18 protein-coding genes are annotated in these 19,655 nt (G+C 55.5%); 9 read left to right on the forward strand and 9 right to left on the reverse strand.

The genetic code is table 11. The features are described 5' to 3' along the window. Positions 1–55: 55 nt before the first annotated feature. Complete coding sequence (gene icd, locus V2154_RS12500; RefSeq protein WP_353502516.1) at positions 56–1,309, reverse strand: NADP-dependent isocitrate dehydrogenase; 1,254 nt, start codon at positions 1,307–1,309, stop codon at positions 56–58. Positions 1,310–1,411: 102 nt separating this feature from the next. On the opposite strand from icd, the gene rluE reads away from it, so the two are divergent. The 6 genes from rluE (at position 1,412) to V2154_RS12530 (ending at position 6,914) form a co-directional block, all read left to right on the forward strand. Next, on the forward strand, positions 1,412–2,068 hold the full coding sequence (gene rluE, locus V2154_RS12505) for a 23S rRNA pseudouridine(2457) synthase RluE (RefSeq protein ID WP_353502517.1): 657 nt from the start codon (positions 1,412–1,414) through the stop codon (positions 2,066–2,068). Continuing rightward, the gene (locus V2154_RS12510) at positions 2,061–2,507 is read left to right on the forward strand and encodes an NUDIX hydrolase (RefSeq protein ID WP_353502518.1); all 447 of its coding nucleotides are present in this window, start codon (positions 2,061–2,063) and stop codon (positions 2,505–2,507) included. Before rluE ends, V2154_RS12510 begins: the two co-directional genes overlap by 8 nt. 238 nt (positions 2,508–2,745) lie before the next feature. Beyond that, positions 2,746–3,852 carry a tRNA 2-thiouridine(34) synthase MnmA gene (mnmA, locus tag V2154_RS12515; protein WP_353502519.1) on the forward strand — a complete coding sequence of 369 codons (1,107 nt, stop codon included), beginning with the start codon at positions 2,746–2,748 and terminating at the stop codon, positions 3,850–3,852. Between the two features lie 168 nt (positions 3,853–4,020). Beyond that, complete coding sequence (gene hflD / locus V2154_RS12520; protein ID WP_353502520.1) at positions 4,021–4,647, forward strand: high frequency lysogenization protein HflD; 627 nt, start codon at positions 4,021–4,023, stop codon at positions 4,645–4,647. Between the two features lie 18 nt (positions 4,648–4,665). Beyond that, the gene (purB, locus tag V2154_RS12525; RefSeq protein ID WP_353502521.1) at positions 4,666–6,036 is read left to right on the forward strand and encodes an adenylosuccinate lyase; all 1,371 of its coding nucleotides are present in this window, start codon (positions 4,666–4,668) and stop codon (positions 6,034–6,036) included. 116 nt (positions 6,037–6,152) lie between these two features. Further along, on the forward strand, positions 6,153–6,914 hold the full coding sequence (locus V2154_RS12530) for a GntR family transcriptional regulator (protein ID WP_353502522.1): 762 nt from the start codon (positions 6,153–6,155) through the stop codon (positions 6,912–6,914). Here V2154_RS12530 and V2154_RS12535 read toward each other — a convergent pair. The 3 genes from V2154_RS12535 to V2154_RS12545 all read right to left on the reverse strand — a co-directional run bounded on the left by V2154_RS12535 (position 6,911) and on the right by V2154_RS12545 (position 10,210). After that, positions 6,911–7,882, reverse strand: coding sequence for a PfkB family carbohydrate kinase (locus V2154_RS12535; RefSeq protein ID WP_353502523.1), 972 nt, complete (start codon positions 7,880–7,882; stop codon positions 6,911–6,913). The two genes, V2154_RS12530 and V2154_RS12535, sit on opposite strands and share 4 nt — an antisense overlap. Next, a complete protein-coding gene (locus V2154_RS12540; RefSeq protein WP_353502524.1) occupies positions 7,879–8,898 on the reverse strand; it encodes an ADP-ribosylglycohydrolase family protein in 1,020 nt (339 codons plus the stop codon). The genes V2154_RS12535 and V2154_RS12540 overlap by 4 nt, the downstream gene beginning before the upstream one ends. Before the next feature lie 61 nt (positions 8,899–8,959). After that, positions 8,960–10,210 carry a nucleoside permease gene (locus tag V2154_RS12545; RefSeq protein WP_353502525.1) on the reverse strand — a complete coding sequence of 417 codons (1,251 nt, stop codon included), beginning with the start codon at positions 10,208–10,210 and terminating at the stop codon, positions 8,960–8,962. Positions 10,211–10,585: 375 nt separating this feature from the next. Here V2154_RS12545 and phoP point away from each other — a divergent pair, with 375 nt between their 5' ends. The 3 genes from phoP (at position 10,586) to V2154_RS12560 (ending at position 13,984) form a co-directional block, all read left to right on the forward strand. Then, a complete protein-coding gene (phoP, locus tag V2154_RS12550) occupies positions 10,586–11,260 on the forward strand; it encodes a two-component system response regulator PhoP (protein WP_353502526.1) in 675 nt (224 codons plus the stop codon). 19 nt (positions 11,261–11,279) lie between these two features. Further along, positions 11,280–12,734 (forward strand): two-component system sensor histidine kinase PhoQ, encoded by a 1,455-nt coding sequence (gene phoQ / locus V2154_RS12555; protein WP_353502527.1) that lies wholly within the window; start codon positions 11,280–11,282, stop codon positions 12,732–12,734. A 128-nt stretch (positions 12,735–12,862) separates the two neighbouring features. Beyond that, positions 12,863–13,984, forward strand: a complete 1,122-nt coding sequence (locus V2154_RS12560; RefSeq protein WP_353502528.1) for a ribosomal protein uL16 3-hydroxylase — start codon at positions 12,863–12,865, stop codon at positions 13,982–13,984. A gap of 81 nt (positions 13,985–14,065) precedes the next feature. Here the strand turns inward: V2154_RS12560 and pepT are convergent, their stop codons facing one another. The 5 genes from pepT to lolC all read right to left on the reverse strand — a co-directional run bounded on the left by pepT (position 14,066) and on the right by lolC (position 19,518). Further along, entirely contained in the window at positions 14,066–15,298 is a 1,233-nt protein-coding gene (pepT, locus tag V2154_RS12565) for a peptidase T (RefSeq protein WP_353502529.1), read from the reverse strand. A gap of 152 nt (positions 15,299–15,450) precedes the next feature. Beyond that, positions 15,451–16,281: a Sir2 family NAD+-dependent deacetylase gene (cobB, locus tag V2154_RS12570; RefSeq protein WP_353502530.1), complete on the reverse strand. Its 831-nt coding sequence runs from the start codon at positions 16,279–16,281 to the stop codon at positions 15,451–15,453. Positions 16,282–16,350: 69 nt separating this feature from the next. After that, complete coding sequence (gene lolE, locus V2154_RS12575; protein ID WP_353502531.1) at positions 16,351–17,601, reverse strand: lipoprotein-releasing ABC transporter permease subunit LolE; 1,251 nt, start codon at positions 17,599–17,601, stop codon at positions 16,351–16,353. Then, complete coding sequence (lolD, locus tag V2154_RS12580) at positions 17,601–18,323, reverse strand: lipoprotein-releasing ABC transporter ATP-binding protein LolD (RefSeq protein WP_034791345.1); 723 nt, start codon at positions 18,321–18,323, stop codon at positions 17,601–17,603. Before lolD ends, lolE begins: the two co-directional genes overlap by 1 nt. After that, positions 18,316–19,518: a lipoprotein-releasing ABC transporter permease subunit LolC gene (gene lolC / locus V2154_RS12585; RefSeq protein ID WP_353502532.1), complete on the reverse strand. Its 1,203-nt coding sequence runs from the start codon at positions 19,516–19,518 to the stop codon at positions 18,316–18,318. Before lolC ends, lolD begins: the two co-directional genes overlap by 8 nt. Positions 19,519–19,655: the final 137 nt, after the last annotated feature.

Here is a 19,655-nt window from a genome sequence, read left to right on the forward strand (position 1 = left end):
AGCGCAGGCGATAAAAAAGGAGCCTTAAGGCTCCTTTCTCATTCATTCCAGCAAATTACATGTTGGAAATGATGTCGTCGCCGAACTCGCTGCATTTACGCAGTTTCGCGCCGTCCATCAGACGCTCGAAATCGTAAGTCACAGTTTTGTTAGCGATAGCGCCTTCCATACCTTTAACGATCAGGTCTGCGGCTTCGAACCACTCCATGTGGCGCAGCATCATTTCTGCGGACAGGATGATGGAACCTGGGTTCACTTTATCCTGACCTGCGTACTTAGGTGCAGTACCGTGGGTTGCTTCGAACAGTGCGCAATCGGAACCGATGTTAGCACCCGGTGCGATACCGATACCGCCAACCTGCGCCGCCAGGGCGTCAGAGATGTAGTCACCGTTCAGGTTCATACAGGCGATAACGTCGTATTCAGCCGGACGCAGCAGGATCTGTTGCAGGAATGCATCAGCAATCACGTCTTTAATGATGATGTCTTTGCCGTTGTTTGGGTTCTTGATTTTCACCCATGGGCCGCCGTCAATCAGCTCACCGCCGAATTCTTCACGTGCCAACTGGTAACCCCAGTCTTTGAACGCGCCTTCGGTGAACTTCATGATGTTGCCTTTGTGAACCAAAGTCAGGGAATCACGATCGTTGGTGATGGTGTATTCGATAGCCGCGCGAACCAGACGCTTGGTGCCTTCTTCAGAACAAGGCTTGATGCCGATACCGCATTCTTGTGGGAAGCGAATTTTCTTCACGCCCATTTCGTCTTGCAGGAACTTGATCACTTTGTCTGCTTCAGCAGAACCGGCTTTCCACTCGATACCCGCGTAGATGTCTTCGGAGTTCTCACGGAAGATAACCATGTCGGTGTCTTCTGGACGTTTAACCGGGCTTGGAGTACCGGTGTAGTAACGAACCGGACGCAGGCAGATGTACAGGTCAAGCTGCTGGCGCAGGGCAACGTTCAGGGAGCGAATACCGCCGCCGACTGGGGTAGTCAGTGGGCCTTTGATAGCCACGCGGTAATCACGAATCAGGTCCAGAGTCTCTTCTGGCAGCCATACGTCTTTACCGTACAGTTCAACCGATTTCTCACCGGTGTAGATTTCCATCCAGGAAATTTTGCGTTCGCCGTTGTAGGCTTTTTTAACCGCCGCATCCACAACCTTGATCATGGCTGGGGTCACGTCAACGCCAATACCGTCGCCTTCAATGAACGGGATAATAGGATTATTAGGAACGTTCAGTTTACCCTGGGCGTCAACTGTGATCTTCTTACCTTCAGCCGGAACAACTACTTTGCTTTCCATTAACCTCTCCTTCGAGCGCATTTTTGTTAAAAATTTGTAAGATGCGGGTCGATATTACTTCAATAATCGCCCCGCGCCAATCCGAAACGGTTTTCACGTATAATGCGCCAATTATCTTTTATCTCAATGTCTGTGAGAACAATGTCTGTTAAAAATCACCACGTTAAACGTTTCAGCAAGCGGCCTGACAGGGTTCGTCCCGAACAAAACGCGCCACGAAAAGTGCTATTGTTCAATAAACCTTACGATGTGCTACCGCAGTTTACTGACGAAGCCGGACGCGCCACGCTAAAAGACTACATCTCATTAACAGGTGTCTACGCCGCAGGCAGGCTGGACCGCGATAGCGAAGGTTTACTGGTGCTGACCAACGACGGCAAACTGCAAGCCGCGTTAACTCAGCCGGGCAAACGCACCGGCAAAGTCTATTATGTGCAGGTGGAGGGTGAACCCGACGATGGGGCGATTACTGCCCTGCGTTCAGGCGTGGAGCTAAAAGATGGCAAAACCCTGCCAGCGGGCGTGGAGCTGGTGGCCGAGCCTGAGTGGCTGTGGCCGCGCAACCCGCCAATTCGCGAACGCAAAGCGATCCCAACCCGCTGGCTGAAAATCACCTTATATGAAGGTCGCAACCGACAGGTGCGCCGCATGACGGCCCACGTCGGCTTTCCCACTTTACGTCTGATTCGTTTTAGCATGGGCGAGTACCAGCTTAGCGACTTACAGCCCGGCCAATGGAAGGAGATTACTGATGTTTAAACCCCACGTTACCGTGGCCTGCGTGGTGCAATCGCAGGGGCAGTTTTTGATTGTCGAAGAGACAGTCAATGGCAAAGTGACCTGGAACCAGCCCGCCGGACACCTTGAGGCAGACGAAACGCTCTTTAGCGCGGCGAAACGCGAACTCTACGAAGAGACGGGGATCCACGCCGAGCCGCAATCCTTCTTGAAATTGCACCAGTGGCAAGCGCCCGACGGCACGCCATTCCTGCGTTTTGCCTTTGTGATTGATTTGGACCAGCAGCCTGCCACCGCGCCGCAGGATAGCGATATCGACCGCTGCGTGTGGGCCAGCGCGGAAGATATCCTCAGCTCGAAACAGCTGCGTTCGCCACTGGTGGCGGAAAGTATTCGCTGTTACCAGCAGAGCGCACGCTACCCTCTCGACCTGCTGGCCAATTTTAATCTGCCGAACTAGCTCAAACAGCCATCCACGGCTGATGGCCTGAGGCACCAAACGACGGTGCAGCAGGCCGCCTGACGTGCTAAAATCCCGCGCTTAGTTTTTAGGTAGTACCCTCTGTCCGGTCCGGAGTGACTTTTTGTTGCGCGCGGCCTTCATCCTCGTGTGACCTTCTGGCAGTGAAATGTCAGTCAAAAGCGCCACCCGTCGGGCAATTTATTTATGCAATTCGGTAAAATCATTCGGAATGACAATGTCTGAAGACAACAGCCAGAAAAAAGTGATCGTCGGAATGTCCGGCGGTGTCGACTCCTCCGTATCGGCCTATTTGCTGCAACAGCAAGGCTATCAGGTGGAGGGCCTCTTCATGAAAAATTGGGAAGAGGACGACAATGAAGAGTATTGCACCGCAGCCACTGACCTTGCCGACGCGCAGGCAGTCTGTGACAAGCTGGGCATCAAGCTGCACACCGTCAACTTTGCGGCGGAATATTGGGACAACGTGTTCGAATTATTCCTCGAAGAGTACAAAGCGGGACGCACGCCAAACCCGGATATCCTGTGCAATAAAGAGATTAAATTCAAAGCCTTCTTGGAATTTGCCGCCGAAGATTTAGGGGCTGATTTCATCGCTACCGGCCACTATGTGCGCCGCAAGGACTTTGACGGCATCAGCCACCTGCTGCGCGGCACCGACGGCAATAAAGACCAGAGCTACTTCCTCTACACCTTAGGCACGGACCAAATCGCCCAGAGCCTGTTCCCGGTGGGTGAGCTGGAAAAACCTGAAGTGCGCCGCATTGCCGAAGAACTGGACCTGATCACCGCCAAGAAGAAGGATTCCACCGGGATCTGCTTCATCGGTGAGCGCAAGTTCAAAGACTTCCTCGGCCGCTACTTGCCCGCTCAACCCGGCCCAATCAAGAGTGTTGATGGTCAGGATATGGGACAGCATCAAGGCCTGATGTATCACACCCTCGGCCAACGTAAAGGTCTGGGCATTGGCGGCCAGAAAGACGGCGGCGAAGATCCGTGGTACGTGGTGGATAAAGACGTGGCGAACAACATTTTGTACGTCGCGCAGGGCGGTGAACACCCGCGCCTGATGTCAGTGGGCCTGATTGCTCAACAGCTCCACTGGGTGGATCGCAAAACCCTGACCGACCCGCTGCGCTGCGTGGTGAAAACCCGCTATCGCCAGCAGGACATCCCTTGCACCGTCACGCCGCTGGGCGAAGATCGCATCGACGTGCGCTTCGACGCGCCGGTGGCGGCAGTGACGCCGGGGCAATCGGCGGTGTTCTACATCGATGAGATCTGCCTCGGTGGCGGTATCATCGAGCAGCGCCACCCGCTGTAACGCAGTAAATATCAATTCGGGACGCCAATGCGTCCCGAATTTTTGACCAGAATATGCCCGTAAATCTGCACTTATTCCGAACTGGGTTTAAAAAGGATTTTATGGCATGATCTGCGGCTCAGATTCGGCCAGCCGGTTGGTGTCCGAACAACGCTTACAGGAGTAGACGTGGCTAAAAATTATTATGACATTACGTTGGCATTGGCCGGAATGTGCCAGTCAGCACGTCTGGTGCAGCAATTAGCCCATGAAGGGAATTGCGCGCAGCATGAAATGTCAGTGTCGTTGCGCAGCCTGCTGGAGATGAATCCGGCCTCAACGCTCGCGGTCTACGGCAATAATGAAGCCAATTTGAAAATGGGTTTAGAAACGCTGCTTGGCGTGCTCAACGCTAACCGTCAGGGGCCGGGCGCGGAATTAACCCGCTATGCGCTAAGCCTGATGGTGTTAGAGCGCAAACTGAATGCCAATAAAGCGGCGATGAACAAGCTTGGCGAACGCCTCGATCAGCTCGACCGTCAAGTAGCCCATTTCGAACTTGAATCTGAGACGATCATCAGCTCACTGGCGGCGATTTATGTCGATATCGTCAGCCCGGTCGGCCCGCGCATTCAGGTCACGGGTTCACCTACCATTTTGCAAAACCCTCAGGTTCAGGCCAAAGTCCGGGCCGTGCTGCTGGCGGGTATCCGCTCAGCCGTGCTGTGGCAGCAAGTAGGCGGTGGACGCCTGCAACTGATGTTTTCCCGTAATCGCTTGTTTGAACAGGCGAAAAATATTTTAGCTCATTGTTAAGACCAGGAGTTGCTACCGATGGAATTATCCTCACTGACCGCCGTTTCCCCCGTTGATGGACGCTACGGTGATAAAGTCAGCGCGCTGCGCGCAATCTTCAGCGAATTTGGCCTGCTGAAATTCCGCGTGCAGGTTGAAGTACGTTGGCTGCAAAAACTGGCAGCGTGCGCAGAAATCAAAGAAGTTCCTGCTTTTGATGCTGACGCAAACGCTTTCCTTGACCAGTTGGTGGCAAATTTTGCTGAAAAGGATGCTCAACGCATCAAAGACATCGAAAAAACCACTAACCATGACGTTAAAGCCGTTGAGTATTTCCTGAAAGAAAAAGTCGAAGCGATCCCTGCCCTGCACGCGGTGTCTGAGTTTATCCACTTCGCCTGTACTTCTGAGGACATCAACAACCTGTCCCACGCGCTGATGCTGAAAACCGCTCGCGAAGAGGTGATTGCTCCTTACTGGCTGAAAATCATTGATGCCATTAAAGGCCTGGCGCACCAGTTCCGCGACATCCCGCTGCTCTCCCGTACTCACGGCCAGCCTGCTACGCCATCCACCATCGGTAAAGAGCTGGCTAACGTCGCTTACCGTATGGACCGCCAGTACAAACAGCTGCAACAGGTTGAAGTGCTGGGCAAAATTAACGGCGCGGTCGGCAACTACAATGCCCACATCGTGGCTTACCCGGAAGTAGACTGGCATAAATTCAGCGAAGAGTTCGTCACCTCGCTGGGCGTGACCTGGAATCCGTACACCACCCAAATCGAGCCGCACGACTACATCGCCGAGCTGTTTGACTGCGTGGCGCGCTTCAATACTATCCTGATCGACTTCGACCGCGACATCTGGGGCTACATCGCTCTGAACCACTTCAAACAGCGCACTATCGCTGGCGAAATCGGTTCATCCACCATGCCGCACAAAGTGAACCCAATCGATTTCGAAAACTCCGAAGGTAACCTCGGCCTGTCTAACGCCGTGCTGCAACACTTGGCGAGCAAACTGCCAGTTTCCCGCTGGCAGCGCGACCTGACTGACTCCACCGTGCTGCGTAACCTCGGCGTGGGCTTGGGCTACGCGCTGATTGCCTATCAGGCCACCATGAAAGGCGTGAGCAAGCTGGAAGTGAACGAAGCCAATCTGGCCTTCGAGCTGGATCACAACTGGGAAGTGCTGGCTGAGCCGATCCAGACTGTGATGCGCCGCTACGGCATCGAAAAGCCTTATGAGAAACTGAAAGAGCTGACTCGCGGTAAGCGCGTTGACGAAGCCGGAATGCACAGTTTCATCGACGGCCTGCCACTGCCTGAAGAAGAGAAAGTGCGCCTGAAAGCCATGACGCCGGGCAACTACATTGGCCGCGCGGCGAAGATGGTTGACGAGCTGAAATAGCTTTTTGCCTTCACATAGCGCAAATCAGTGATATCAGGCGACCTGCGGGTCGCCTTTTTTGTTATAGAATAGAAACCATTACTAGAATCACGCTGGCTACAGGAAAACTGCGGTTTATGAGCACGGACACCAACCAACGCCTACTCGAGCTTCTCAAACAAAACCTGGCCGCCGCCGGGACGCAGCCGCTTTATCTCTGTTTTAGCGATGTTGTCGCGCAGGCGATCAAAGAGGGAATTCTGGCTGAAGGGGATTTTCTACCCAGTGAGCGTCAGTTCACCGAAGAGCTGGGGATCTCGCGCATCACGGTGCGCAAGGCACTGGCGAGGCTGGAAGAAGCAGGCAATATTGGGCGTTCGCGCGGTTACGGCACCTTTATTAAAAAGGCCGGCGAGGCCAAACTCTCTTATTCGCTGGCCGATGTGAAAGGCTTCTCGCGCGAAGTAATGCTGCAGGGCCGTAAGCCTGACACTCTGTGGATCAGCCGCGAAAAGGTGCCCGCCGACGCACTGGTCGCCAGTAAATTAGCCATCACCGAGCGCACGCCGGTCTATCGCCTCAAGCGTATTCACTATATTGATACGCGCCCGATGTCCGTCGCCCTCTCCTACGTGGTGGTGGACGCCATTGCCGACGTGCAGGATATCGGCGTTTCGCTCTACGACTATTTTCACCGCAATAACATCGAGTTAGGCGCGCTGCAAAGCCGCGTCAGTGCCGCCATGTCTGACGACGAACTGATGCAATCGCTCCAGTTGAAAACCCCGATGCCGATCTTAATCATTCGCCAAACCCTGTTCGATGGGCAAAACCGCCCCATCGAGTACAGTGAAAGCTTCTGTCGCAGCGACATGTACGAATTTATCAGCGAGGATTAATCCTCGCGGCTCATCTCATCGGCGAGCTGGGCCAGCGTCGGCGCACAGTCGCCGCCCGGCTTAGACACCACGTAGGCCGCCACGCAGTTCGCCAGCATCATGCTCTGCCAGTGACTTAATCCCAGGGATAGCCCCGCCAGCAGCCCGGCGCAGTGGCTGTCGCCCGCGCCAATGCTGTCCACCATGGTCACTTTGCGCGGCGCAATCCAGCCGTGGTCGCTTTCTCCGCCAAAGTAGTAACTCCCCTTCGCGCCGCAGCGCAGCACTACCAGTTCGCCGGTTTTGCCGTGCAGCTGGCGGCAGAAATGCTCTTCGTCGTCGCGATAGCCGAGCAGGCCCGCTTCGCGCTGATTGAGGGTCATGATCACCCCCGGACGCAGCAGCCCGTCGATGAACTCTGGCGACATGGTGTCGAGACGCGGGCCTAGGTCCAGCACCACGCGCACCTCGGCGGGCAGCGCCTGCATCCACGCCACCAGCACCCCGCCCTGTTTGGCGCCTAGCTGATAGCCGGAGAGATACACCAGCCCGCTGGTCGGCGTGCGGTTCTCCAGCCACGCGGTCTGCCACTGGTTCTCGACGCCGTCGATGGAGATAAAAGTGCGTTCACCGTCGGGTTCCACCAGCGCCAGGCACCAGCCGTTATCCGCGCCGCCGACCTGCAAGTCAGACTGAATGCCGCGCTGGGCCATTTCATCACGCAGGCGTGTGGCCCACATGCCCTCTCCCAGCGGCAGCAGGTTGTGGCTGTTGATCCCCAGCTGTTTCAGGCCGAGGGCGATATTCAGTGCACAGCCGCCGAGGTGAAACCCCGACACGCTGGCAGCGGTGTCGCCACCGCGCTCCGGCAGAGCATCGGCGTGCGCCACCATGTCCATTACCGCCGCGCCGACCACCGTCACCCGGCACTGCTGGTGCCAGTTCCCCTGCATCAGTGTGTGAAGCAGTTCGCCGTGCTGGTTGCTCATGCCGCCCCCTCAGCGCGCTGGCGGAAGCGCAGGAAGGCGCTGCTGTAGGTGGTCATATCCAGCGGATTGACGCGTTTTAATTCGGCAAGGTACTGCGCGTCGAAGGCGTCAATGCCCTGCAAGGCGCCGCAGATCGCCGTCGCCATTGCGCCGATGGTGTCGGTATCTCCACCCAAGTTGGCGCACAGCACGGCGCAGCGGTTCGGGCAGCCTTCGGCCAGTTCAACCATGGCGATTGCCGCCGGAACCGACTCAATGGTGCTCACTCCCGCGCCCACCAGTTGGTAAACCTGCTCGGAAGCCCGCTCGCTGCCGGTGGATTTCGCCACTACCTCCAGCGCCAACTCGATACGAGCGGCCAAAGAGGCGCTGAAGGTGGTGCTCTGGCGGGTCTGGGCGTATTTGGCAATGTCCGGCAACGCCAGTTTAATCTCCGCCCAGCTCGCTCCTTCAATTGCTTTGGACACCGCCCAGGCAATCACTACGGCACCGGCCACCGCGATATCAGACTTATGGGTCGGGCTGGAAGCCAGCCACACCTGTTGGCAGAAGTGCTCCAGCGGCGCAGAAGGCAGCACGCAGCCCAGTGGCGACACGCGCATCGCCGCGCCGTTGGTCACGCCGTTGTTCTCCAGCTCACTGATTGCCACGCCCTTCTTCTGCTCGGCCAGCGCCAGCTTCGAGCTTGGTCCCAGAATGTTTTTGTTAAAAGCGTCAAAGCCGTCCACCCAGCGAATGACGTTGCGGGCAATCAGCTCCGGCACCACTTCGCCATCGGCTTCAATCAGGGCATCGGCCAGCGCCAGCGCCATGGAAGTGTCGTCGGTAAACTGCGCGGCGGTGAAGTAGCAGGCAGCGTTGTTTTCAGCCGGGCCATCAAGAAAACGGTCAATCCAGCCAAAATGCTTTTTCACCCGTTCACGCGGCCAAAGCTCTGACGGCATACCCAAGGCGTCGCCCAGCATTTGCCCATAGAGCGCGCCAAGAATGCGGTTTTCGCGGGTTATCTGTTGCATCTGTTATCTCCATAAATAGGACCATTGGCGAGCAGCGCGCCCGCCAGAGAAATCATTAAAATCAAGAACGTGCCAGTGTTACCGGTTCAATCGTTTTGCTGCGCTCGCGGAAGAACAGCAGGAATAACAGCATCACCGCGACCACCATCGCCGCGCCAACGCCCCACACGGCGAACCAGTCGAAGGTCATGCCGTTGCGCGGCGTAGTCAGGGCGAAAGTGGTCATCGCGCGGCCCCCCAGCCAGTTGCCGATAAAGCTGCCCAGCCCTTGGCAAATCAGGGTGATCAGCCCCTGTGCCGCGGTGCGCATGTGCGCCGGGGCTTTTTTATCGACATAGATATAGCCGGTGACGAAATAGAAGTCGTAGCTCACGCCGTGCAGCAGGATGCCGAGGAACAGCATGCTGTAGCCCCACACGTCCTCGGTGCCGCCGTAGATAAAGAAGATGTAGCGAATGGCCGCCGTGATGAAGCCGAGCATCAGCACCTTCTTAATGCCGAAGCGTTTGAGCAGCAGCGGCAAGGCCAGCAGTGCAAAAATCTCCGAAACCTGACCCAGCGTCATCCAGCCGGTGGCTTCATTCAGCCCGACCTGCGTCAGATAGCCGTTGGCGAACTGGTAGTAAAACGCCAGCGGCATGCAGAACAGGAAGGAGCACAGCGCGAAAATCGCGAAAGAACGGTCTTTCAGCATCGCCAGCGCATTCAGGCCAAACAGCGCCTTGATATCCACCGGGCCACTGCCCTTGGCCGGCGTATCCGGCAGCCAGAAGCTATAAAGCCCCAGCGCGATAGAGGCCGCGGCGGTCAGCCACAGCGGCAGGTTGGTATCAGAGATATTGCCCATACCGAGCATCGGTGGCAGGACAAAACCGATGAACAGGCCCGAGGCAATCCAGCCCAAGGTGCCCAGCACGCGGATGCGCGGGAACTCTTTTTCGGGGTCGCCAATATTGGCGAACGCGATGCTATTAGTCAGCGCCACGGTAGGCATGTAGGTGATGGCATAGACCACCAGCAGCGGGAAGAAAGAGGAGAATTGGGTTTGCAGCGCGATGAAACACATCAACGCGCCCCCTGCCAATAAGAGCCAGGCGAGAACCTTTTGCGCGGCAAAATAGCGGTCAGCGATAACCCCTACCAATACCGGCGAGAGAATAGCGGCGATGGCGGTGCTGCTATAAGACCAGGCGATTTCAGATGGGCTAAAGCCCAGTTTATTGAGGTATTGCCAGAGAGGCACAAACCACGCCCCCCAGATAAACCATTCAATAAACATCATGACGGACAGCTTCAGATGGGTACGTTTCATTATTATATCCTTGCTGAATGAGACACCTTTAGCACGAATCTCAGGTCGGCTACAGGCAGATAAAGGCATCTATCAGATACCTTTATAATACCTTAATAATACATTTAAAATCTTACCGCGATCTTTCTCACATTTCCTGTCATCACTCCTGAGGGGCGTTTATAATTGGTTTAGCTTTCATTTAAGTTACCCCCCGTCGTGTTTATCTGGCGTTGAAGCAAATGTTTCTGGATACGTTAGAGTTGTGTCACGATTTATCCTCGAGATTTCAGCCAAATGGGCGTAACAATGCCTCTTACTCGCGCTAACAACCTCGGGATCACTATGCAAATATTGGCCGGGGTTCGTTGTACCCTGCATTAAAAAGGAGTTGTTATGCGAATTCTGGTTGTCGAAGACAATGCGCTGCTGCGCCATCACCTCTCGGTGCAAATGCGCGAAATGGGCCATCAGGTTGATGCTGCTGAAGACGCCAAGGAAGCCGACTACTTTTTGCAGGAACACGCGCCGGACATCGCCATCGTTGACCTCGGCCTGCCCGGTGAAGATGGCCTGAGCCTGATCCAACGCTGGCGTAGTCATCAGGCAAAATTGCCGATTCTGGTGCTGACCGCCCGCGAAAGCTGGCAGGACAAAGTGGCCGTGCTGGAAGCGGGTGCTGACGATTACGTCACCAAACCTTTCCATTTGGAAGAGGTTATCGCCCGCATGCAGGCACTGATGCGCCGCAACAGCGGCCTGGCGTCACAGGTGATCACCCTCGCACCTTTCCAGATTGACCTGTCGCGCCGCGAACTCACCGTCAGCGAACAGCCGGTCAAGCTGACCGCCTTTGAGTACACCATCATTGAAACCCTGATCCGCAATGCCGGTAAAGTGGTCAGCAAGGACTCCCTGATGCTGCAATTGTATCCTGATGCCGAGCTGCGCGAGAGCCACACCGTTGACGTATTGATGGGCCGTTTACGCAAAAAATTGCAGGCTGAATATCCTACCGACGTGATAACCACCGTGCGCGGTCAGGGTTATCGTTTCGACATTCGTCCGTAACGCCGTCGAGCACACTTTTATGAGATTTCGCAAAGGAAAGCCCTTCTCACTGCGCTCGCGTTTTATGGTCGCCACCGCTGGCGTGGTGCTGGCGCTGTCACTGGCTTACGGGCTGGTGGCGGTGGTCGGCTATATGGTCAGCTTCGACAAAACCGCCTACCGCCTGCTGCGCGGTGAAAGTAATCTGTTCTTCAGCCTTGCCCAGTGGCGCGATAACAAGCTGACAATCAATGTGCCGCCAGATTTGGATCTCAACTCGCCAACCTTAGTCTTTATCTATGACGACAAAGGCAACCTGCTGTGGGCCCAGCGCCGCGTGCCGGAGCTTGAGACACATATCGACAAAGAGTGGATGAACAAGCCCGGTTTCTACGAAATCGACACGGACACCCAGGTCAGTAGCGAGGTCATTGGCGATAATCAACAAGCCAAAGACAAGCTGAAAAATTATGACGACACTGACGCCAACGCCCTCACCCACTCCATTGCGGTAAATACCTACTCGGCCACCTCGCGCCTGCCCGCGCTGAATATCGTGGTGGTAGATACCATCCCGCAAGAGCTACAGCGTTCCGATTTGGTGTGGGAGTGGTTCAGCTATGTGCTGATCGCCAACTTGCTGCTGGTTATCCCGCTGCTGTGGCTGGCGGCCTACTGGAGCCTGCGGCCCATTAAGGCGCTGATCCGGCAAGTGGCTGAGCTGGAAACCCACGAGCGCGAAGCCTTGGATGAAAACCCGCCGAGCGAGTTGAAAGGCTTGGTGCGCAATCTTAATACTCTGCTGCACGGCGAGCGCGAACGCTATGACCGCTATCGCACTACGCTGGCGGATTTGACCCACAGCCTGAAGACGCCGCTGGCAGTGTTGCAGTCCACGCTGCGCTCTCTGCGTAACGGCAAACAGATGACTATTGAACAAGCAGAACCCGTGATGTTGGAGCAAATTAGCCGCATTTCGCAGCAAATTGGCTACTATTTGCATCGCGCTACGCTGCGTTCCGAGCACAACATTTTGGTGCGCGAAGTGCATTCGGTGCCGGGCCTGCTTGACAGTTTATGTTCCGCCTTGAATAAGGTGTATCAGCGCAAAGGCGTGGTGCTGACGCTGGATATTTCGCCAGAAATCACCTTTATTGGCGAGAAAAATGACTTTATCGAAGTGATGGGTAATGTCATCGATAACGCCTGCAAATACTGTCTGGAATTTGTAGAGATCAGCGCCGTGTATGCCGAAAAACAGCTGGTGATCCTGATTGAAGATGACGGTCCCGGCATTCCAGAAAGCAAACGCGAAGTGATTTTCCAGCGCGGCCAGCGCGCTGATACGCTGCGCCCCGGCCAAGGTTTAGGCTTATCCCTGGCCAGTGAAATTATTGAGCAATATGACGGCCAGATTATTATTGGCGACAGCCCACTCGGCGGTGCCAGCATGCGGGTTTGTTTCGGTAAGCAGCACGACGTGGACAACGATTAAGCTTTCCCCCGGCAATTCGTCCGAGTTGCCGGTTATTAATGAAATTTGCAGGCGATTGCCCAATGCAGCCGCCTCGCCTTCCGTTATAATCCTCTCAGTGACTCTCATTTACGCCATGGAAAACATTTATGGATTATCAACTCGACTTGGACTGGAATGACTTTTTGCAGCGTTATTGGCAAAAACGTCCGGTGGTTCTTAAACGTGGCTTCAAAAACTTCATCGACCCTATCTCTCCAGACGAACTGGCCGGACTGGCGATGGAGAACGAAGTCGACAGCCGTCTGGTCAGTCATGAAGACGGTCGCTGGCAGGTCAGCCACGGGCCTTTCGAAAGCTATGATCACCTGGGTGAAAATAACTGGTCGATTCTGGTTCAGGCGGTTGATCATTGGCATGAGCCCTCTTCCCACCTGATGCGTCCTTTCCGCCATATTCCTGACTGGCGTATGGATGACCTGATGATCTCCTATTCAGTGCCGGGCGGCGGCGTTGGCCCGCATCTGGACCAGTATGACGTGTTTATCATTCAGGGTACCGGCCGCCGTCGCTGGCGCGTTGGGGAGAAAATCCCCATGAAACAGCACTGCCCGCACCCGGATTTGCTTCAGGTTGAGCCGTTCGAAGCCATTATTGATGAAGAGCTGGAGCCGGGCGATATCGTCTATATTCCGCCGGGCTTCCCGCACGAAGGCTACTCGCTGGAACATGCCCTGAACTACTCGGTCGGTTTCCGCGCGCCGAACGCCCGCGAAATGCTCAGCGGCTTTGCCGACTATGTGCTCTCCCGCGAGCTTGGTAGTAAGCGTTATGGCGATCCGGAGCTGGTTGAGCGCGAGCACCCGGCGCAAATCCTGCCAAACGAGCTGGACGGTCTGCGCAATATGATGCTGGAGCTGGCGGGCGACCCCGAGCACTTCAACAGCTGGTTTGGCGAGTTTATCTCCCAGTCGCGCCACGAGCTTGACTTAGCGCCGCCGGAGCCGCCTTATCAGGCCGGTGAAATTTATGAGCTGCTGGAATCGGGCGAAACCTTGCAGCGCCTCGGCGGCCTGCGCGTGTTGCGCATCGGCGACGTGTGCTACGTCAATGGCGAAGCTATCACCACGGAGCAAGTTGCCGCCGCTGACGCCTTAACGCGTCACCTGACGGTAACTCGCGAGATGCTAGGCGACGCGCTGGATGACCCGTCATTCCTCGCATTGATCTCTGCTTTGGTTAACAGCGGCTACTGGTACTTCAATGATTAATCGTTGAAGTTAGCCATATAAAAAAGGGTGCGTATCCTCGCGGAGCGCACCCTTTTTGTTTCGCCCTGCTGAAAAGCAGAGTTAGCTTTTGGCGTTCTTGGCCGTCAGTTCGGCAATACGCATCACCACGCTGACCGCCTTCTCCATCCCCTCCAGCGTGACAAACTCATGCTTGCCGTGGAAGTTGTAGCCGCCGGTGAAAATGTTCGGGCAAGGCAGGCCGCGGAAGGAGAGCTGCGCGCCGTCGGTGCCGCCGCGAATTGGCTTCATCAGCGGTTCGATTTCACAATCAATCATCGCCTGTTTGGCAATTTCAATGATGTGTGGATGCTGCGCCACTTTGTCGCGCATATTGTAATAATGGTCATCAAGAGTCACCTCGATATAGCAGTCGCGGTGCAGCCCTTCGCCCACCAGATGAGCGATATCGATGATTTTCTGCTTACGCGCTTCAAAGTTCGCCTGATCGAAATCGCGAATAATGTAGTGCATTTCGGCGCGTTCGACCGAGCCTTTCATCGACGTCAGATGGTAGAAACCTTCGTAACCTTCTGTTTTTTCAGGTGTTTCATCAGCTGGCAGTTCGGCATGAATTCGTACCGCCAGCGACAAGGCGTTGACCATCACCCCTTTGGCGCTGCCGGGATGGACATTATTACCGACAATTTTGATGGTCGCCGAGGCGGCGTTGAAATTCTCAAACTCCAGCTCCCCGACGCCACCGCCGTCCACGGTGTATGCCCATTGGGCGGCAAAAGCCGGGACGTCGAAAGACTGCGCGCCCTTGCCGATCTCTTCGTCTGGGGTAAAAGCAATGCGCAGCGGCCCGTGCGGGATCGCGCTATTTTTCAGACGCGCCATGGCGGTAACGATAGTGGCGATGCCTGCTTTATCATCCGAGCCGAGCAGGGTTTTGCCATCGGTGGTGATCAGCGTCTGGCCCAGCAGCTGGTGTAGCACCGGGAACATCACCGGCGAAAGCACTTCGTCGCCGTTACCCAGCGCAATATCACCACCGCGATAATTTTCAACAATTTGAGGATTGACGTGCTTCGCCGTGAAATCCGGCGCCGTGTCTAAATGAGAGATAAAGCCGATAGTCGGCACAGGCCAGTCGACATTGCCAGGCAAGGTTGCCATCACGCAGCCTTTGTCACTGAGCGTGACCTGATCAAGGCCGAGTGCAATCAATTCTTTCTGAAGTTCACGCGCCAGCTTCAACTGCCCTTCCGTGCTAGGCGTGTGTCGAACGTTGACCTTCGATTGGGTATCAAACGAAACGTAGTGTAAGAAACGATCAAGCAACTTATCCATAATTAGGTATCCTCTAGCGACCGAGTTTTATTATGCGCAGCATGAATACCTCGGATATTGCGTCAGGTCAGTTTTCACCGAGTTTAGCCAATGAAGTCTTCTGCTCAGACGCAATTTTAGCAAAATGGAATGACAGACGAAAAAAAGCCCGGCTAGCGCCAGGCGTTTTCTTGTTTGGTCAGGAAGGCATGAATAAACTCAGGCACCACCTGACTGGCAAGGCCATACTTGCGTTCATCAAACTGGCTCTCCACCTGACTTGGCTCGAGATTCAGCTCAATGGTGTAAGCCCCGCCCATCTTGGCTTCGTGGACAAATCCCGCCGCCGGATAGACATGGCCCGAAGTGCCAATAGCGATAAAGAAATCCGCTTTCGCCAGCGCCTGATAAATCTCATCCATGCCAATAGGCATTTCGCCGAACCACACCACGTGCGGGCGCAGCGGCGCGGGGAACTGGCAACAGTGGCATTTGTCATTCACCGACAGGTCGCCCGGCCAGTCGAACACTTGACCGGAGTGGGTACAGCGCACTTTGAGCAATTCACCGTGCATATGCATCACGCGCTTGTTTCCGGCGCGCTCGTGCAGGTTATCGATGTTCTGCGTCACCAGCATAAAGTTATCGCCCAGCGCGTCTTCGAGCGTGGCTAAAGCGTGATGCGCCGCGTTGGGCTCAATCTCGGCGTTTTGCAACTGCTGGCGGCGAGCGTTGTAGAACGCCTGCACCAGTTCAGGATCGTTGCGATAGCCTTCCGGCGTCGCCACGTCCTCGACCTTGTGCTCTTCCCACAGGCCGTCGGCGGCGCGAAAGGTGCGGATGCCAGACTCAGCGGAGATCCCCGCCCCGGTCAGCACCACAACAAAAGGCCGCTTCAGCGATGCGGCGGCCATATTGTCTCGATGGAAAATATTTGAGCGAAAACGTTGGTGCCGTATGCGCTTGTTTTTGCGAAATCGACACAGACGATGGCGTGTGCGCATATGTGCTCCTGCTCTTGGAAACTTAGGTAAATCTTCTAACGCCTACTTTTAACAGTAGACGTCTTGGTATTACTGTCCGCCACTCAACACGCGCGCAGGATCTATCCGGCTGGCTCGTCTCGCTGGATACCAACTGGCCAGCAGGCTCAGTACCAGTGCGGTAAACAGTACGCCCGCTACGTCAATCCAGTGTAGCTCCGACGGTAAAAAGTCGATGAAATAGATATCGCCTGACAGGAACTTATGCCCGGTGAAGCTCTGCAATGCATTAATGATGTTGGTCAGTTGGAAGGAGGCGATAACCCCCACCACCACGCCAACGATGCTGCCCACCAGCCCGGAAAGTAAACCGTACCAGATGAACACCGCGCGAATAAGCCCGTCTTTGGCACCCAGCGTGCGCAAAATCGCAATATCGCTACTTTTATCTTTTACCGCCATCACCAGCGTAGACACGATATTGAAACATGCCACTCCGATGACTAACACCATCGCCATATACATAATGGCGCGAACCATCTGAATATCGCGATACATGTAGCCGTAAGTGCCAATCCAACTGCTGATGTAGACATAAGCGTGGGTCACTTCGCCCGCATCTCGCACCAGCTTTTGCGCGGCAAATACGTCATTAACTTTGATATCAATCCCGGTGACGCTGCTGCCCATTTCCTGATACTGCTGGGCATCCGCCAGCGGCACCATGGCAAAGCTGTGGTCCAGCTGGCCGCTGAGTTGCAGGATACCGGTAACGTGCAGGCGAATGCGCTTAGGCTGCAACAGCTTCATTTCAGGGTCGCTGTTCGGCACCATCACGGTGACCCAGTCATCCTGCTTCACGCCAATGGCATCCGCCACGCCTTTACCCAGAATCAGCTGCTGTTCACCGGCTTTAAAGTTTTTCCAGGCATCGCCCTGCACGAAGTTTGGCGCAGCGCTGACGCGTGATTCCTGCTGCGGATCCACCCCTTTCAGCTTGATGGCGCGCAGCTTAGCGCCGTGCTCAATCAGGCCGTTAAATTCAATATAAGGGGCGGCGGCGGCAATGCCGGGCACTTTTTCTACGCGCTCCAGCACGCCCTGCCAGCCATTGAAAGGCTGATTAACCGGGCGAATTTCACCATGCGGCACCACGGCAAGAACGCGCTCTTTTAGCTCACGTTCAAAGCCGTTCATCGCGCTTAGACCGACGATCAGCACTGCCACGCCAAGGGCGATACCCAGCGTGGAGATAACCGAAATCAGCGACACCATGCCGCTACGGCGACGCCCGCGACTAAAACGCAGGCCAATTAATAGAGAAAAGGGAATAGCTGACATTACTTCGCTCCCAGCAGGGTCGAGTCCTGTTGCAGCTTGCCGTCACGCATCTCCAACTGGCGATTCATCCGTTTCGCCAGTTGCAGGTCATGGGTGACCACCAGAAACGCCGTGCCCTGACGGACATTCAGCTCGCCGAGCAGGTCGAAGATACTATCAGCGTTTTTCTGGTCGAGGTTACCGGTTGGCTCATCGGCCAGCACCAGCGACGGGCTGTTAACCAGCGCGCGGGCAATGGCGACGCGCTGACGCTCACCGCCGGACAGTTCGGACGGGCGGTGTTTGCTGCGGTGCTGTAAGCCCACCGCCGCCAGCATCGCCATGGCTTTCTCTTCCACTTCGGCCTTCTTGCCTTTGCCAATCAGCAGCGGCATGGCCACGTTTTCCAACGCAGTGAAGTCCGGCAGCAGGTGGTGGAACTGATAGATAAAGCCCAGCTCGCGGTTACGCAGCTCGGCCTTGGCGGCAGAAGACATGGTGTTAAGCGAGGTGTTTTTGAATACCACGTCACCCGAGGTTGGCGAGTCTAGCCCGCCCAGCAGGTGCAGCAAGGTACTTTTACCCGATCCCGAACTGCCGACGATGGCCATCATTTCGCCCTGTTGAATGGCGAAAGAGACATCGCGCAGCACGTCGGTGTGCATTTTGCCTTCCTGATAGGTCTTACAGAGGTTTTCGCACTGCAATAAGATTCCGCCCTGCGACGATAAAATGTTACTCATAACGTAAAGCCTCTGCGGGTTGGGCGGCAGCTGCGCGCCACGAAGGGTAAAGCGTAGACAGTAGAGCGATGACCATGGCGACCAGCGCGATGACCACGACTTGCATAGGTTCGATATCGACCGGCAGTGAGCCGCCGTCCAGCATCAGGCCAAGAGCTGGCATAATGGTGTTGAGCTGGGTCGCCAGCACCACGCCAAGCACGGCACCGAGCAGCGCGCCGATGATCCCGGCACTCGCGCCCTGCACCATAAATAGCGCCATAATCTGGCGACGGGTCAGACCCTGAGTTTTCAGAATCGCCACTTCGCCCTGCTTCTCCATCACCAGCAGGCCGAGAGAAGTAATGATGTTAAACGCGGCGACTGCCACAATCAGGCTGAGCAGCAGGCCCATCATGTTCTTCTCCATGCGCACGGCCTGGAACAGCTCGCCGCGACGCTCGCGCCAATCTTTCCACTCGGTGCCCTGCGGCAAGGTTTGGGTGCTCAGGTTATCCACATCCAACGGCTGGTTGAGGTAAAGACGCCAGCCGGTCACGTTGCCTTTCGGATAGAGCATCAGGCGCGAGGCATCCTGCTGGTTAACCAGCATCTGGTAGCCATCTACTTCACTGTTCGCAGCAAAAGTGCCCGCCACGGTAAACAGGCGCTGGCTTGGAATGCGACCCATCGGCGTGAACTGGCTGACGCTGGTGACCATCAGGCGCAGCTGGTCGCCGCGTTTCACTTTCAACTGTTGTGCCAGCTGATCGCCAAGAATGATGTTGTACTGACCGGGTTGCAGCACCTGTTGATTGACCGCCACCATGTAGTTCGACAGCGGATCTTTTTCCTCAGGATTGACTCCGAGCATCACGCCAACGGCGACGCTACCCGGGCTTTGCAGCACCACATCGCCAGTGGTGAAAGGCACGGCGCGGTTAACGCCTTTCAGTCCGGCGACGGCGTCATGGTTGATTTTCTGCGGATCCAGCGAACCCTGTGCTGTGGTGACTAACGCCTGAGGCATCAGACCCAGAATGTTGTTTTCCAGATCCTTCTCAAAACCGTTCATAACCGACAAGACAGTGACCAGTGCCATCACCCCGAGGGTGATACCAATAGTAGAAAGCCAGGAGACAAACCGCCCAAAGCGGTCTGAAGCACGTCCGCGCATATAGCGCAGACCTATGAATAACGCGACAGGTTGATACATGACATCCGTATTAAGTGCGTGGCGAAGACAAAAGTTGTCAAGGATAATAAAGGCTCGCTTGGCTTTATGGAACCATAATACCTAAAGTAATCGGTTAAACCTTTAAGCTTTCTGCCCAAAATAATTCGGGTTGACCC

It is taken from the genome of Ewingella sp. CoE-038-23 (assembly GCF_040419245.1).
GTDB classification, from domain to species: Bacteria; Pseudomonadota; Gammaproteobacteria; order Enterobacterales; family Enterobacteriaceae; genus Ewingella; species Ewingella allii.